The sequence below is a fragment of the Acinetobacter sp. 778_lipA genome (assembly GCF_058242985.1).
Window position 1 is genome coordinate 2,671,056 of sequence record NZ_JBZAYT010000001.1, and the last position, 15,415, is coordinate 2,686,470.

Annotated in this window: 11 protein-coding genes and 3 tRNA genes; 9 read left to right on the forward strand and 5 right to left on the reverse strand. The window is 38.2% G+C overall.

Annotated elements, in window-relative coordinates; translation table 11 throughout:
* The first annotated feature begins 64 nt into the window (after positions 1 to 64).
* The 3 genes from gloB (at position 65) to AC4CUY_RS12815 (ending at position 2,087) form a co-directional block, all read left to right on the forward strand.
* A complete protein-coding gene (gloB, locus tag AC4CUY_RS12805; RefSeq protein ID WP_336954441.1) occupies positions 65 to 796 on the forward strand; it encodes a hydroxyacylglutathione hydrolase in 732 nt (243 codons plus the stop codon).
* Positions 797 to 820: 24 nt separating this feature from the next.
* Positions 821 to 1,564, forward strand: a complete 744-nt coding sequence (locus tag AC4CUY_RS12810) for an alpha/beta hydrolase (protein WP_336954440.1) — start codon at positions 821 to 823, stop codon at positions 1,562 to 1,564.
* A 319-nt stretch (positions 1,565 to 1,883) separates the two neighbouring features.
* Positions 1,884 to 2,087 (forward strand): hypothetical protein, encoded by a 204-nt coding sequence (locus AC4CUY_RS12815; RefSeq protein ID WP_336954439.1) that lies wholly within the window; start codon positions 1,884 to 1,886, stop codon positions 2,085 to 2,087.
* Positions 2,088 to 2,260: 173 nt separating this feature from the next.
* Here the strand turns inward: AC4CUY_RS12815 and AC4CUY_RS12820 are convergent.
* The 5 genes from AC4CUY_RS12820 to AC4CUY_RS12840 form a co-directional block, all read right to left on the reverse strand.
* Positions 2,261 to 2,345 (reverse strand) — tRNA-Leu (locus tag AC4CUY_RS12820).
* A 36-nt stretch (positions 2,346 to 2,381) separates the two neighbouring features.
* Positions 2,382 to 2,455 (reverse strand) — tRNA-Trp (locus tag AC4CUY_RS12825).
* Positions 2,456 to 2,496: 41 nt separating this feature from the next.
* A tRNA-Leu gene (locus tag AC4CUY_RS12830) sits at positions 2,497 to 2,581 on the reverse strand.
* 108 nt (positions 2,582 to 2,689) lie between these two features.
* Positions 2,690 to 3,502 carry a protein kinase domain-containing protein gene (locus AC4CUY_RS12835; protein ID WP_336954437.1) on the reverse strand — a complete coding sequence of 271 codons (813 nt, stop codon included), beginning with the start codon at positions 3,500 to 3,502 and terminating at the stop codon, positions 2,690 to 2,692.
* The gene (locus AC4CUY_RS12840; protein ID WP_336954436.1) at positions 3,499 to 5,010 is read right to left on the reverse strand and encodes a DUF3336 domain-containing protein; all 1,512 of its coding nucleotides are present in this window, start codon (positions 5,008 to 5,010) and stop codon (positions 3,499 to 3,501) included. Before AC4CUY_RS12840 ends, AC4CUY_RS12835 begins: the two co-directional genes overlap by 4 nt.
* Positions 5,011 to 5,211: 201 nt before the next feature.
* On the opposite strand from AC4CUY_RS12840, the gene AC4CUY_RS12845 reads away from it, so the two are divergent.
* The 6 genes from AC4CUY_RS12845 to AC4CUY_RS12870 all read left to right on the forward strand — a co-directional run bounded on the left by AC4CUY_RS12845 (position 5,212) and on the right by AC4CUY_RS12870 (position 15,351).
* On the forward strand, positions 5,212 to 6,084 hold the full coding sequence (locus AC4CUY_RS12845) for an ATP-binding protein (RefSeq protein WP_419327751.1): 873 nt from the start codon (positions 5,212 to 5,214) through the stop codon (positions 6,082 to 6,084).
* Between the two features lie 479 nt (positions 6,085 to 6,563).
* Positions 6,564 to 10,136: a DNA polymerase III subunit alpha gene (dnaE, locus tag AC4CUY_RS12850; protein ID WP_419820265.1), complete on the forward strand. Its 3,573-nt coding sequence runs from the start codon at positions 6,564 to 6,566 to the stop codon at positions 10,134 to 10,136.
* Between the two features lie 41 nt (positions 10,137 to 10,177).
* The gene (locus AC4CUY_RS12855) at positions 10,178 to 11,011 is read left to right on the forward strand and encodes an RNA methyltransferase (RefSeq protein ID WP_336954433.1); all 834 of its coding nucleotides are present in this window, start codon (positions 10,178 to 10,180) and stop codon (positions 11,009 to 11,011) included.
* Positions 11,011 to 11,835, forward strand: a complete 825-nt coding sequence (gene cysE, locus AC4CUY_RS12860) for a serine O-acetyltransferase (protein ID WP_336954431.1) — start codon at positions 11,011 to 11,013, stop codon at positions 11,833 to 11,835. The genes AC4CUY_RS12855 and cysE overlap by 1 nt, the downstream gene beginning before the upstream one ends.
* A 475-nt stretch (positions 11,836 to 12,310) precedes the next feature.
* Positions 12,311 to 13,237 carry an ABUW_2363 family tetratricopeptide repeat lipoprotein gene (locus AC4CUY_RS12865; protein WP_336954430.1) on the forward strand — a complete coding sequence of 309 codons (927 nt, stop codon included), beginning with the start codon at positions 12,311 to 12,313 and terminating at the stop codon, positions 13,235 to 13,237.
* A gap of 101 nt (positions 13,238 to 13,338) precedes the next feature.
* On the forward strand, positions 13,339 to 15,351 hold the full coding sequence (locus tag AC4CUY_RS12870; RefSeq protein WP_336954429.1) for a lipase family alpha/beta hydrolase: 2,013 nt from the start codon (positions 13,339 to 13,341) through the stop codon (positions 15,349 to 15,351).
* Positions 15,352 to 15,415: the final 64 nt, after the last annotated feature.

Below are 15,415 nucleotides of genomic sequence, written 5' to 3' on the forward strand. Positions count from 1 at the left end.
TCTAACTTGTCTATAGCCTGATTTTGCTATTAAATTTGTGTCAGCATATTCATGGAATTAAACGATGCAATTTAAAATTCACGTCATAGATGTAAAAAATCAATTACAAAACTATATTTGGCTGATCGAAGAAAGTCAAAGCCATGATATCGTTGCAATTGATCCCACTGAAGCATCACTCGTTGAAAATTATTGCCTTGAACATCAGCTGAATTTAAAACAAATTTGGCTCACACACTGGCATAAAGACCATATTGGTGGTGTTCCAGAATTGATCGCAGACCATAATATTCCTGTTTATGGGCCGCGCGCTGAACTGAGTCACATTCCTTTTATTACCTACCCACTACAACACGATGATCAATTTGAATTTCATGGATTAAACATCGACATTATCGCAGTACCAGGTCATACCCTAGGACATGTCGTTTATTTTATTGATGAATTAGACAGTGTTTTCTGTGGTGATACCCTTTTTGCTATGGGTTGTGGACGTATGTTTGAAGGAACTGCTGAACAATTTTATCACTCTCTCAATCGACTCGCCGCTTTACCACCAAGAACCAAAGTTTACTGTACACATGAATATACCCTTTCTAATGCACAATTTGCTTTGCATATCGAACCAGAGAACCGAGCAATACAACAACGTGCCGAAGAGATCCAACTGCTTCGTGAACATGGGCAAATCACATTGCCCAGTACCATTGAACTTGAGCTTGAAACCAATCCTTTTTTACGTGTCGAAAGTGCTGAAGAATTTGCGCGTATTCGCGCATTGAAAGATAATTTTTAAGCAATCACGATTATTGTCCTCACAATGTTAAAACTGCGCCAACCTAAGCCTCTGTTTTTAAAAGCCTCTCAGCGGGCGGTACTGATATTACATGCATATACCAGTACCGTTCAAGATATGAGGGCCTTGGCAAAATTTCTGCATCAAAATGGCTACACTTGCTATGCACCTAGCTACGCTGGACATGGTTTAACGATTGATGAGTTTCTCACTTACACTACAGAGGATTGGTGGCGAGATACACATAATGCTTATCAATTCTTAGAAAATCAGGGTTATAAGCATATTGCTATCATTGGGGTATCTTTAGGCGCAATTTTATCATTAAAACTCACTGAGTACTTTCCGATTGATGCTTGTATTAGCATGTCTGCACCACAGGATCGAAATGTAAATGATCTCTTTAAGCGATTAAAACACTATGCAGAATATCTTCATCAATTTCAGAATAGCGATTTAGAACTAGACATAAAAAGCTTAGAAAATAAAGCAACAATACAACTACACCAATTGCATCAGTTTATTGCCGTAACCATAAGCAATGTTTCTTTAATTCGCGCGCCTATTTTTTTATTGTATGGTGAATTAGATGATGTACATTATCAATCCAGTGCACAAATTATTTATAATCATGTCAATTCCACAGAAAAACAGATTAAAAGCTATCCCAAGACAGGACACCTCATGACCTTAGGCAAAGATCAGGCTGAATTATTTAGTGATATTTTAGATTTTTTACAACAACATCATCCTGTTCGACTGCAATAATCTATTCTTCTGTTAAATTTACTTACATTTATTCAAACTAAAAATGAGAAAATTTCTGCTTTTAAAAATAGATATCTTTGCATCAAAATATTACAAGGACAATTTCCACACTATTTTAACAATTTGTTTTATTTAACTATTTTATAATAAATTCACATTTTATTCATATTTATAGCAAAAAAATACGCAATGATACAAAAGCCTCATTTCTCAAATTGCTCAAATATTGATATAAAAAATAACTTTCATCAAGTTTCCCCTTTAAAAATTTAATGATCACCCCTATTAAATTTATAGGCAGGAATTAAGGAGATCTTCTGTGAAAAAGGTTGTAAAGGCAAAGAATTTAATCGCTTTTCGTATTTGGTTAGAAAAATTAGGCTATTCAGTAAAAAATTTAGCTGATGGAAAAGGATTTACTTTCAGCTTTAAAAAAGAATATGGTTTAGTCACTTGTGATTTATCAGGTAATAACTTAGCGATACAGCTCGGTGAAGAGTTTGAGGATCACTTAAAGGCTTAGTAAGTGTGTAAATGAAGTTTCTCTTTAAAAAGACCTAAACGATTTCGTTTAGGTCTTTTTTTGATCTGGATAAAATTAAATTCCCAAACCTATGACTAAGATAAGATACAGCATCATCAGAATAAAAATTTAGCCATAAAAAAAGCATGATTTTCATCATGCTTTTTTAAATTTGGTGGGGACGGAGAGACTCGAACTCTCACACCTTGCGGCGCTGGAACCTAAATCCAGTGCGTCTACCAATTTCGCCACGTCCCCGAATAAAAACTAACGTTTTAGTCTTTTTAAATAACTTGGCAGAGGATCAAGGACTCGAACCTTGACGAACGGTTTTGGAGACCGTCATGCTACCATTACACCAATCCTCTATAACACTTCATTTTGCTTTAGTACCGCAAAATGAATTGCTTGGTGGGGACGGAGAGACTCGAACTCTCACACCTTGCGGCGCTGGAACCTAAATCCAGTGCGTCTACCAATTTCGCCACGTCCCCAATGGCTGTGTATATTATAGAGATCGTTTTATTATGACAAGCCCTTTTTTCGAAAAAGACACTCGTTTGTTTAAATAAAAAACAAATGTTGCAAATACTGCTTTTTGTTTAAACAATTTGGCTTAATACTTGTTTTATTTGATAAATATTTGAACAACGTTGCCCTGTTTTTTTCATTAACATTGCTGTTAAAACCATTTCAAAAATTTTAAATCGCTCTGGTAACACCACATTTAACTCCTGACAATGCAAAAATGCCCAATCTTGATAGCTTTTTGCAGATAGCCGCTGTTGTGTCAACCACTCCAACCAAACGATTCCCAACGCATAAATATCGGATTGAAATGATTTTGCTTGCGCATGAAACAATTCTGGTGCCATATACCTTGGTGTTGCTGTATGTGTCTCAATACTTGTTAGATTTGCGTCTTGAGCTATTTTTACAGCCTGTTCAAAGTCAATCAAATAACTTTTTCCACCCTTAACCCGAAAGTGCTCAACTTTGATATCGCCATGCAGATAACCATAGTCATGCAGATGTTCAAGCACATCTAAGCTGAGTATCAATCGTATACCAATTTCAGCCAAGCTAAGTAAATCAGGTGCATCCTGAAAAAGCTTTGGGACATCTTCCACCCATAAAGCTTGATCAATGACCTCTTCTTCAATTTTAAATTGCTGAAATGGATCAAATATTGAAAAGTTTAATATTACAGGCTGAGATTCTGTCTCCAATGCATTCAATTTGCTATAGCAGTTTAGCTCATTGAAAAAGTGCTGTTGATAACAGCGATTCGAATTTTTGAGCTGCAATTTCAACCAAAACCATTGCTGTCCCTGTTGAATTTGATAAACACGGCGACCAAATTTTTGACTTTGGATTGAATTATATGCAACTGGAAGAATTCTGCTTTGGCTCATACTTCGATCAATTGTTCTGCTGGTATATCTTTCGTCATAGGATGATTCAAAACTTCTAGACAATGTTGGATTGTTTTACCAATACGTGCATGTGTTTCTATACTTGAAATTTTTGGCCAAGTTGCACGCTCACCTTCTCGTTGCAACAGCTTAAATAGATATGGGCGTGGGTTCTGTAACATATAGCTATAATGGCGTAGACTATACTCCCCAATAATATTGACATCACCATAGTAGCGCTGGTCAATAATACCGTAACCGTGATCGAGTAAACGACGCATAGATGGCACTCTTCCCATACGACCTCGAGCAAAATCCATGATCCCCATTGCAGCCATGCGTCCTTGACTACGTACGATACGTTCAGGCCAACTCAGTAAATCTCTACGGTAACGTTCTTCATCATTTTGCATAAACGGTACAATATGTGGATTAACCTGACTGGCAATGGTGTAATTCAAATTATAAAGACGTGACATGCGCTCTTGAGGGAAATCATTTCGTACGCTGCCATCCACCCAACGGGTATTGGCCAAATAAGGAGTATGTACACCATCGTAACGTTTACTAATTAAACGCACAGGTGGAAATAAAACAGGTACAGCACAGGATGCCAATACTGCACTCCAGACCAACAAATCTGGTGAGGTATATTTATTCATGATGCGTACATCTTCTTGAGAAACATCATAAGGTGCAACGGTGACATTAATATCTAATCCTGATTTTTCAAAAGCCTCATGAAAAGTCACATCGCCTAAATTTTCAACCAAGAATTTTTTAAGATATCGGACATCTGCAAAACCACCATTGCCTTTGATTAATTCTTTTACACTACGAAAGTGAAAAGCTTCGCTATAAAATTGGTCACCACTGAGTAAGTTTGGAATTTCACCTGGTTCATTTACCCCCAACATCGCAGTCATAATTGCGCCAGCACTCGAACCTGAAAGTACTTTGGGCATCAAGTCTTGTTCCATCAATGCTTTACAAACGCCACTATGAAATAAACCCAATGTAGCCCCACCTGAAAACATCAATGCAGGTTGACCATAGGCCTTTTCACAGTTTTCAAAAAACTTCCTTTTACTTTCATGACATAAAGTTTGGCAACCATCTGAAGCGATGAATGCCAAACTATTACTCACTTCCTCAATATAATCTTCAATTATTTTTTTTGTCCCAACATAGGTATGCGCAAATAACATCGGGTGCCCAATATTGGCAACATCATGACTAAATCCCTCTCTAAGGATATACATCAAGTCTTGGGTTCGATTTTGCATTCGGTAACGGCGTAATAAATTTAATCGATGGGAAATAATTTCAGCATCAAAATATGGTGAGGTATTATCTAGCTTCCACTCCTGTGCCCCCGTTTCTTCATCCAGTTTTAACGCTATAGATTTCCACTCTTCATAGTTTTCTGCATGTTTCAGTTTTCTTTTTAGTTTTTTAATACGATAAGCCTGATGCGGATTTAAATCTTGAGTAAGTTCTAATAACATTTCTAATATTCCTTTGATTTTTAATCCGACACTTTTAAATACCTGTCGATAAACTATGCTGAAAAATAACCAGATAATCAATTACCATAAGTCATTTAATTCTTGCTTTAGATTCCAATTATCGCCTATTGAGATTAGCTCAATAAAATTACTGTGCTAATATCAACCACACAATGTAATTTCTGAAAATAGCGAACGGATATGGCAACTTTCGACTTACCTGACAATATCATCCAAAAATTATCCACTGTTCTGGATCAGTTACATCAAGTCCTTCCTGAAAAGAAACAAGATACTGACTTTGAAGCAGTGGCTTTTAGGTGGCACGATAAACAACTCAAAGCGATTTATAACCCGAAAGCAATGCATTTGGATGATCTTAAAGGGATTGAACGGCAGAAAGCTAAAATTTTACAAAATACTGAACAATTTCTACACGGCTTACCTGCCAACGACATTTTACTGACTGGCTCACGCGGCACAGGAAAATCATCCATAGTTCGCTCTTTACTTACTCAGTATGCAGAACAAGGCTTACGTTTAATTGAAATTGAACGAGATGATTTGTCTGACTTGCCAGAAATTCAAAAAATTATTAAAGATCGACCAGAAAAGTTCATCGTTTATTGTGATGACTTGGCATTTAATGCTGAAGATGAAAATTACCGTAGTTTAAAAAGCGTTTTAGATGGCTCGCTACAATCTGGTTCAAGTAATTTTGTGATTTACGCAACCAGTAACCGTCGTCATTTATTGCCCGAATTTATGCATGAAAACACGCCTGTAACCAAAGTCGATGTGCCGCAATATAAAGAGTTGCATCCGCAAGAAGCCATCGAAGAAAAGATTTCATTATCAGATCGTTTCGGTATGTGGTTGTCTTTTTATCCAATGGATCAAAATCTTTATTTAGAAATTGTGGAACATTATTTGGCAAAAGCAGCAATGCCCTTTACTGAGGATGTTCGTGCGGAGGCTTTAAGATGGTGTCAGGCACGTGGTCAACGTTCAGGTCGTGCAGCATATCAATTCTCTAAACATTGGATTGGTTCAGAACGTTTAAAGGCATTATAAGCCCAACTTTTTTAGATATACAAAGCTCTAACTGAATAATAGTCAGGGCTTTAAATTATTCATCAAATAAATCGGTTCAATATACATGACCAAGCTAAGCGAATAGCAGACTCTCCAATAAAAGATCATATTTTTATTGGCTTAGTCATCCTAAACTTATTTATCGCACATTAAAGTGTCCCTGCGTGTTGGTCTCATCTGAACACAATCGCACGGACGAACACTGCTACTTTATTTAATCCATATGATTCAAATAAAGCTTAATTTCTTTATTCCCATGCAAAACCGCCTGCCAACATATAACTCAAACTGACTGCTGGTTAATCATGCAACTAAAAGCCAAAATTAAAAAATTCAGTATATTTAAATATATTTCAATAACTTAAATGCAAATCAATAATTCATCCAGAACATTTTATTTCAGCACATCACAGTTTAAGCGTGATAAAATAGCCGGCAGTTTCATATAGGATAGGTCTATGCAGTTTGTTCATCTTGGTATTCATACCGAATTCTCTATTACAGAATCGATCGTACGTATACCTGATCTGATTAAAGCTGCCGCATCTGATGAAATGCCTGCTTTAGCCATTACAGACCTATCCAATCTGCATGCAGCAGTTAAGTTTTACAACAAATCGCTGGGGAAAGGGATTAAACCTATTTTCGGCAGTGTAATTCGATTAAACGATGCCAACCATAAAGCAACTTTACTGGCGATGACCAATAAGGGATGGCGTGGGCTGACTGAAATTGTCTCTCGTGGCTTTATTGAAGGACAACAACTGTCGATTCCATGTGTACAAAAAGAGTGGGTGCTTGAACAGTCTCAAGACATCATTGTACTTTTGGGTCTACATAGTGATGTCGGAGAAATGCTTTGTGCAGCTTATCCTGAAAAAGCCGAACCGCTGTTAGAACAATGGATCGAAAAATTTGGCAATCGTGTTTATTTAGCATTGACGCGAACAGGTCGCCCATTAGAAGAAAGCTTCAATGAAGAAGCAGTTAAACTTGCTGCAAAATACAATATTGGTGTTGTGGCACATAATGATGTGCATTTTGTTAGACCAGAAGATTATGAAGCACATGAAGCACGCGTTTGTATCGCAGATGGATATGTTCTAGGTGATAATAAACGCCCTAAGCACTACAGCCCTGAGCAATATTTTAAAACCTCTGCTGAAATGATTAAGTTATTCGCAGATATTCCAAGTGCGATAGAAAACACCTTACAAATTGCAAAGCGTTGTACAGTTTCACTCCGTTTAGGATTCCATGATCTACCAGATTATCCAATTCCGGAAGGTCATACCATCCATTCTTACTTTGAGCATCTTTCTGAAATTGGTTTAGAAGAACGCTTAGACTTCCTTTATCCTGTTGAAACACGTGATGAAGATTGGGCTGAAATTCGTAAGCCTTATGATGAACGTCTGGCCTATGAGCTTGGCATTATCAATAAAATGGATTTCCCCGGTTACTTCCTCATCGTTATGGACTTCATTCAATGGTCTAAAAATAATGGTGTTCCTGTAGGCCCTGGTCGTGGTTCAGGTGCAGGCTCACTGGTCGCTTATAGTTTAAAAATTACCGACTTAGACCCGCTGCGTTATGACCTACTCTTCGAGCGTTTCTTAAACCCAGAACGTGTATCCATGCCCGACTTTGATATCGATTTCTGTATCGCTGGGCGTGATAAGGTCATCGATTATGTGGCACGCCATTATGGTCGTGATGCGGTTTCTCAGATTGCAACCTTCGGTACCATGGCTGCTAAAGGTGCGATTCGAGATGTAGCAAGGGTTTTAGGTAAATCTTACGGTTTAGCAGATCGTATTTCTAAAATGATTCCGACTAAACCTTTAGGCCTCACCTTAGAAGAATCTATTGAGGCTGAACCACAACTTAAAGATATCGTTACCAATCCATCCAACCCAGATTATGACGATGCTGCTGAAATCTGGGAAATGGCGCTCAAGCTTGAAGGCATTACCCGTAATACAGGTAAACACGCAGGTGGTGTGGTCATCGCACCAACCAAAATCACCGATTATTCGGCAATTTTGTGTGAAGCTGATGGCACAGGACGGGTTGCCCAATTCGATAAAGATGATGTAGAAGCTGCGGGCTTAGTAAAATTCGACTTCTTGGGCTTACGTAACCTTACTGTAATTGAAGATGCGATTCAAAATATCAATAAGCGTATTCAATCTGATAAGCCGTTAAATATTTCAAACATTCCCTTAGACGATCCTAAATCCTATGCAGTATTTGCTGACGCAAATACCACCGCGGTATTCCAGTTTGAATCCGTGGGCATGAAAAAAATGCTTAAAGAAGCACGCCCAAGTAAATTTGAAGAAATTATTGCCTTCGTATCCTTATATCGACCGGGTCCAATGGACCTTATCCCCGACTTTATCCATCGTATGCATGGTGGTGAGTTTGAATACTTACATCCGCTGTTAGAAAGTGTACTCGAACCCACTTATGGGATCATGGTATATCAGGAACAGGTGATGCAAGCCGCACAGTTCTGTGCTGGCTATACACTGGGTGGTGCAGATTTACTTCGTCGTGCGATGGGTAAAAAGAAAGTCGAGGAAATGGTCAAGCAACGTGCCACCTTTATTGAAGGTGCTGCGAAAAAAGATATTGATGAAGGTACAGCCAACCATATATTTGACTATATGGAAAAATTCGCAGGCTATGGTTTTAACAAATCACATGCCGCCGCTTATGCTTTAGTTGCCTATCAAACGGCTTGGTTAAAAGCACATTACCCTTCTGAATTTATGGCTGCGGTCATGTCTTCGGAAATGCAAAACACTGATAACATTGTGTTTTTAATTGATGACTGTCGAATCAACAATTTAGTGGTATTACCGCCATCGGTAAATATGTCGTTCTACCAATTCTATGCCAGTGATGTAAACACCATTATTTATGGTTTAGGAGCAATTAAAGGTGTCGGAGAACAGGCCATGCAATCCGTGATTGACTCACGTGAGCAAGATGGTCCTTTTAAAGATTTATTTGATTTCTGTCACCGTGTAGATTTGAAGAAAATCAATAAAAGAACACTTGAAGCATTGATTCGCGCTGGCGCACTGGACTGTTTAGGAATTGAACGCTCAAGTTTAATGGCTCAACTTCCTGAAGCTGTCCAAGCAGCTGAACAAGCACGTTCAAATCGTGAAACGGGTATCATGGACTTATTCGGTGAAGTTGAAGAGGTTCAACGTAAGCCTGCTAAACCTGTAAAGCCTTGGTCAGATGAAGTGCGTCTAAAAGGCGAAAAAGATACATTGGGTTTATATCTAACAGGTCATCCAATTGATGTCTATCGTGCAGAATTAAAATCCTTTATTCCAAATAAAATTAATGAATTAACCCCAACTCGCCGTGGTGTAACTACTGTTTTCGCAGGTTTAGTGGTCGATATTGCCAATTTCCCAAATCGGATGATGATTACCCTTGATGACGGCACAGCACGTATCGAAGTCTCTGCAAATCATGAACGCTTCCAACGCTTTAAAGACATTATTCAAAATGAAAAAGTGGTTGTGATTGAAGGTGAAATTTATGAACGTGAAGGTTTTGACCGTCCTATGGGACGTTTGACCAAAGCATTCACTCTCAATGAAATTCGACAAAAGCGTGCCAATAGCATTGCCATAACACTGAATACTGAAGTGATGACTAAAACTTTAGCCTCGGATATTCAAAAGATCTTACTGCCCTTCTGTAATGTCGATATGTGCCAACATATCCCAATGCAGATCCAGTTAGATTACGACTATGCCACAGCTGAGTTACATTTAGGTCAACAATGGAAAGTTGCCCCATTGGATGAGTTACTTTCGAAATTACGTGATTACTTCGGTAAAGAATCTATTCATATTGAATACCAAGTCAAATCTAAAGCGGCAAAAGCCGTTGATCATCGTGGACTTGTCCAACCGACTCAAGTTGCACCGCCACCAGAAAATATGAGTATGGATGATGCAATGGATGACTATATGGCAGATGCAGGCCAATTCTCTTAACCTCCCTATTTGAATTTAAAGCTTAATATTTTGGAATATTCATGGATATTTTCGACAATGCTGTGATTTCACAGCATTTAAGTCATGTACGTATTGTCATGGTCAATACCACACTTCCTGCCAATATTGGAAGTGCTTTACGTGCGATGAAAACAATGGGCTTAACTAAACTTGTGCTTGTTGCGCCTAAAACCTACCCTCACCCAGATATAGATGCGTTGGCAGCTGGTGCAGCAGATCTGATCGAGCAAATAGAAATTGTCGACAGCTTAGAAAATGCCATTAAAGATTGCCATATTGTATTTGGAACCAGTGCGCGTAGTCGCACCATTCCGTGGCCTTTGCTTGATGCACGCCCTGCGGCTCAAAAATCAATGCAAGCGGTTATTCAACACCAGCAAGAAATCGCTATTGTCTTCGGTCGTGAAGATCGTGGTTTAACCAATGAAGAGCTTGCACTGGCAAACTTTCACGTTACAGTCCCAGTAAATAGTGATTATGGCGTGTTAAATGTCGCTCAAGCAATTCAAGTGCTGTGCTATGAAATGCGTATGGCAACGTTAGAACTGGCTGATAAGAAACTGGATACTGAAGCGATGATGCGTGTAACAGATTCAGAAGATATGCACTGGGATGAACCTTTGGTCACACACGAACAAATGGAACAGTTTTATCCGCATATTGAAAAAATGTTGGCTGAAATCGAGTTTTTAGACCCTAAAAACCCACGTTTACTGCCTTTACGCTTGCGTCGATTATTTGGGCGTATACAATTAGATAAGATGGAATATCATTTATTAAGAGGCATTTTTAGTCGAGTTCAAGCCTTAAATAATGGTACATGGAAAAAGTCAAAAGATGAGGATCAAAACTAATGCTAAAACAGCTTAAAGAAGATATCCAAGCTGTATTTGCGCGAGATCCTGCTGCGCGTAATACATTTGAAGTTTTAACCACATATCCTGGGATACATGCATTAATCATGCATCGTGTTGCCCATGAATTATGGGAAAAAGATTGTAAAACTTCAGCGCGTATTTTGTCTTCTTTTAGTCGTTTTGCAACAGGTATTGAGATTCATCCTGGCGCTAAAATAGGTAAACGCTTTTTTATCGATCATGGCATGGGTGTGGTAATTGGTGAGACAGCAGAAATTGGTGATGATGTCACCCTGTATCATGGAGTGACTTTAGGTGGCACAACATGGAATAAAGGTAAACGTCATCCTACTTTAGCTGACGGTGTTGTGGTGGGCGCAGGTGCAAAAATCCTAGGCCCTTTTGTGGTGGGTAAAAATGCTAAAGTAGGTTCAAATGCTGTGGTGACAAAAGCTGTACCGGATGGCGTCACGGCTGTAGGTAATCCTGCTCGCTTTATTAGCAAAGATAAAGAAATCATCTCAACACCTGAACCAAGTTGTCCAGAAGAAATGAGCAGTGTTATTGAAAATACAGAATTTCAAGCCTATGCAGCTGTACCAGAACAATCCGATCCTATGCTTGATGGTATGCGTGTTCTATTAGATCGCTTAGAACAAAATGAAAAGCGCCTCAATATTTTGTGCCAGCGTTTATCAATTTTAGACCCAACGTTCAATTTACAACACAATATTGAGCAGCCTTTGAGTGAAGATGAAATCAAAATCATTGAAGAAGTTAGACGTGAATGTGAGGCGCAAAACCATTCATCGAAAGCATAAGGCTGCTTGGGGTCTGTTGACAATTCGTCTACGTTTGCGACTACGTGTGTTTTTTAGGCGATACTAGGCGCGAAATATGAAATTTAGTCATTCTAAATGATGAGAAACATTGTTTCGCAAACTAACGAAGTAGCGGCAAAAAACACGCTAGTCCCCCGCTGTGCCTTGCGCTGCAAACAAAGCAGTACTTTGTTCTTGCTCAGGGTAGTGGCTAAAATTATCTCAGCCTTCGTTATGAAACTCGAAAACAGTCTCGCTATTCTCTTTGTTTCATCCCCTGCCTGCTCAATTTTAACCTACAACGCAAGCCATTTATGAAATGTCAACAGACCCAACTACTTTACAAAATGAAGTGTCAATAGACTGTAATGTATAATTTTTAATAATACGAACCAAATCAAGTTGCATGTTCAGACGTCTTTTCATAGACTGATGCCCATGCACGTTTTTTAATATAAATTAATGGAAGAAACACATGACGATTAAGCCTTTGGCATATGCATTACTCGCAGCTTCAGTACTTACGGCGTGTTCAACAACACCCATCAAGCAACAAAACAAAGTAGATGTAAACGAGCCTTTTATTTACACTGAGCCTGAATTGTCTCCTCCGTTCTATGCACTAAACCCTTTCGATTACTCTCAACCACCTGTTTTTGAGTTGGAGTTAAAAAAAGCATCGGCTCAACCTGTAAACAAACTTGAAGTTACTGATCCAGCAAATCCAAACCAAAAAATCATTTTAGATACCAATAAACTAATTGTACCTACAGTGAATAGCTCGCAACGTGCTATGAAGTATGCAGTACTTGCGGAAAACAATGAAATTGACATCACTGCTATTGATGATTTCTTGCAAATGGTTGAAGGTAAAGCACGCCATTACCCACCACAATTTAGTGACCGTAAAGAGCGTAAAGGCTTTGAGGGTAAGTTAAAAGAAGTCTCTACTCAGCTTGACCAATTAGCCGCTGCACCAAATGCTTCTTTTGATATTTTGATTCGTGCATTTAAAGCAAGTATTTTGGGCCGTAACCTTGACCTTGGTTCATCTTATACAACTAAATCACTAGAATATGCTCAACGTATCCTTAAAATCAACAAAGATGATGCTGAAGCAAACTTGTGGTTTGGTTTCTCTTTATCAGAGGGTGGCGGTCAAAAAGAAGCCATCCCATATTTAGATAAAGCTATCAAACAAGGTGTTCAAGAAGCCTATTTATCTTCTGCAAATAACTTTATTGGTATGGAGCAAAAGAAAAATGCAATCCAAACCTTGAAAAATTATAAAGTGAAATACCCAGAAGAAGCTGAAGTTGCAGATCGTTTAATTGAAGAAATTGAAAAACAAGGTCGTTACAACGTTTGGCAGGTATTAAAAAATCCAGCACAGGCAAAATAAATTTATAAAATATAAAAAATAGACTGAACATTCAGTCTATTTTTTTTGTTTATCAATTGAATAAAACTCACGTATGATTCAGACAAAGATTGATCTAGTTAATGATTATGCAATACTCAAAAAACAATATTTTGCTTTGTGCTCTGGCAATTTGTCCATTGATTTTATCCGGATGCCAAGTTGTCAGTGTAAAAAATCAAAAGGTTAATGTAACTATTGCCAATGAACGTGACAGCATTTTGACACGTTCAAAAATGAGTGAAGCCAGCTTAAATGTTTTGTCAATGACTGGACGAGAAGCCAAATCATGTACAGATGAACCCGAAAAATGTGTGGCAGATTTAGCTGAAATCCCACAGATTCAAGATGAACAACTACTTTCGACCGCAAGTGAAATTTACTTAACCAAAGCAATCAATCTGGGCGACTCATCAGATTGTAAAGTCAGTCTTTTTTCTAAACATCAATCCACTGACAAGCAACAATCCTCCCAAAAAAACTATGAGCAATGTTTAGATCAGCAGATGGTGATGTTAGATAATAGCATCCGCTATAGTTATGCCTATTTATTTAAAACTGAACGCCAACCCCAAGACCGTATTTTTAATAACCGACAAGTTCAGATACGTGACTTTTATAATCAAGCATTAGCTAAACTGATTTCGACATATGCCCTAAGAAATAAAAACCAAAAAGTAGCAAAACAAATTAAAGTTGGCAAAAGCACTTATCGTATTAATTTTAATGGCTATCCTGCACTGGCTCAGATTGAACTTGAGGATCTTGTTTCGAGCTATAACTTAAACTTCTCAGGGTTACGCTCAATCAACCGTAGAGACGGTTTCGGTGCAGAATTTGTTGCAATTTTACCCAACACCACAGCACCTGAAGAAAACAAATATATTGTAAATCCATTTGATTATAAATACAAAAATGGCATGAATCCCAACATTCATCAACCACGTTATTTATCGGTCAGTATTGTAGCACAACCTGAAAATTCAAAGGAATCACTACAAAACATCTTACATAACCCAAATTTTCAACTGAATGTTTATGATCCTTATAGCATTGAAAATTTAAAAATTGGTGGCAAACAATACCCGCTTGCGGCAAACTTTTCAGCGCCCTATGGTCTATGGCTGGCTCAAAATAATTTAGGTATTGCGGCTTATCTGAGCTTAATTGATCGCGATCAAAGCCTGACTATGCCTCATTTGTATATGCTTGAACCATACAACCCAAATAAAAAAGTGATTGTTTTGGTACATGGTCTCGCCAGTAGCCCGGAAGCTTGGATTCGCTTAACTAATGATATTATGGGCGACAATGTATTACGTGAGCACTATCAAGTTTGGCAGGTCTTTTATTCCACTAATATGCCGATCTTAGAAAGCCGTTTTCAGATCAATGCCATCATTAATCAAGGTTTTGCTTCAATTAATCAAAATTCTGCTTCTGCTAAAGATGCTGTGTTGATTGGGCATAGTATGGGCGGGATTATTGCGCGCTTACTCGTCAGTGATGCCAATCTGACACAACCAGCCTTAAAGATGTTGAACAATCGTAAATTTGATAAATTTAAAGATGATCCAATGTTCAAATCTCGTTTGACTATTCAATCTATACCTAATTTTGATCGTGCTATTTTTATTTCAGCACCACATCGTGGCACTGCATTTGCTGATCGCTGGTTCACTTTAGCTGCTCGTCGAATTATTAAGTTGCCAGGTGCATTCTTGGGGGCTTTAGCTGACTCTATTGATGATCGTGATTTAAATGCAAAAAACTTTTTAAAAGATGTTGGGCATGGACTGATTCAAAATGGTCCAAGTGACTTAAGCCATAGCTCAAATTTCACCAAATTGACTGAAAACGTTATGCCGAAGAAAGACATGATCTATCACTCAATTATGGGCAATATCACCAATAGTACAGATCCTAACGTAATGACCGATGGAATCGTTCCATATACTAGTTCACATTTAGACGGTGCAGTATCTGAGAAAATTATCAAAGGTGGTCATTCGATCCAAGAGACACCTGAAGCGGTATTGGAACTTAGACGGATTTTAAGATTACATTTGACTGAACTTGGACTTTATAAACCATAAACTCAGCTTCTAAAGAAATAAAAATGCCAGTCAATCTTAAATTGGCTGGCATGGAGTTATTGGT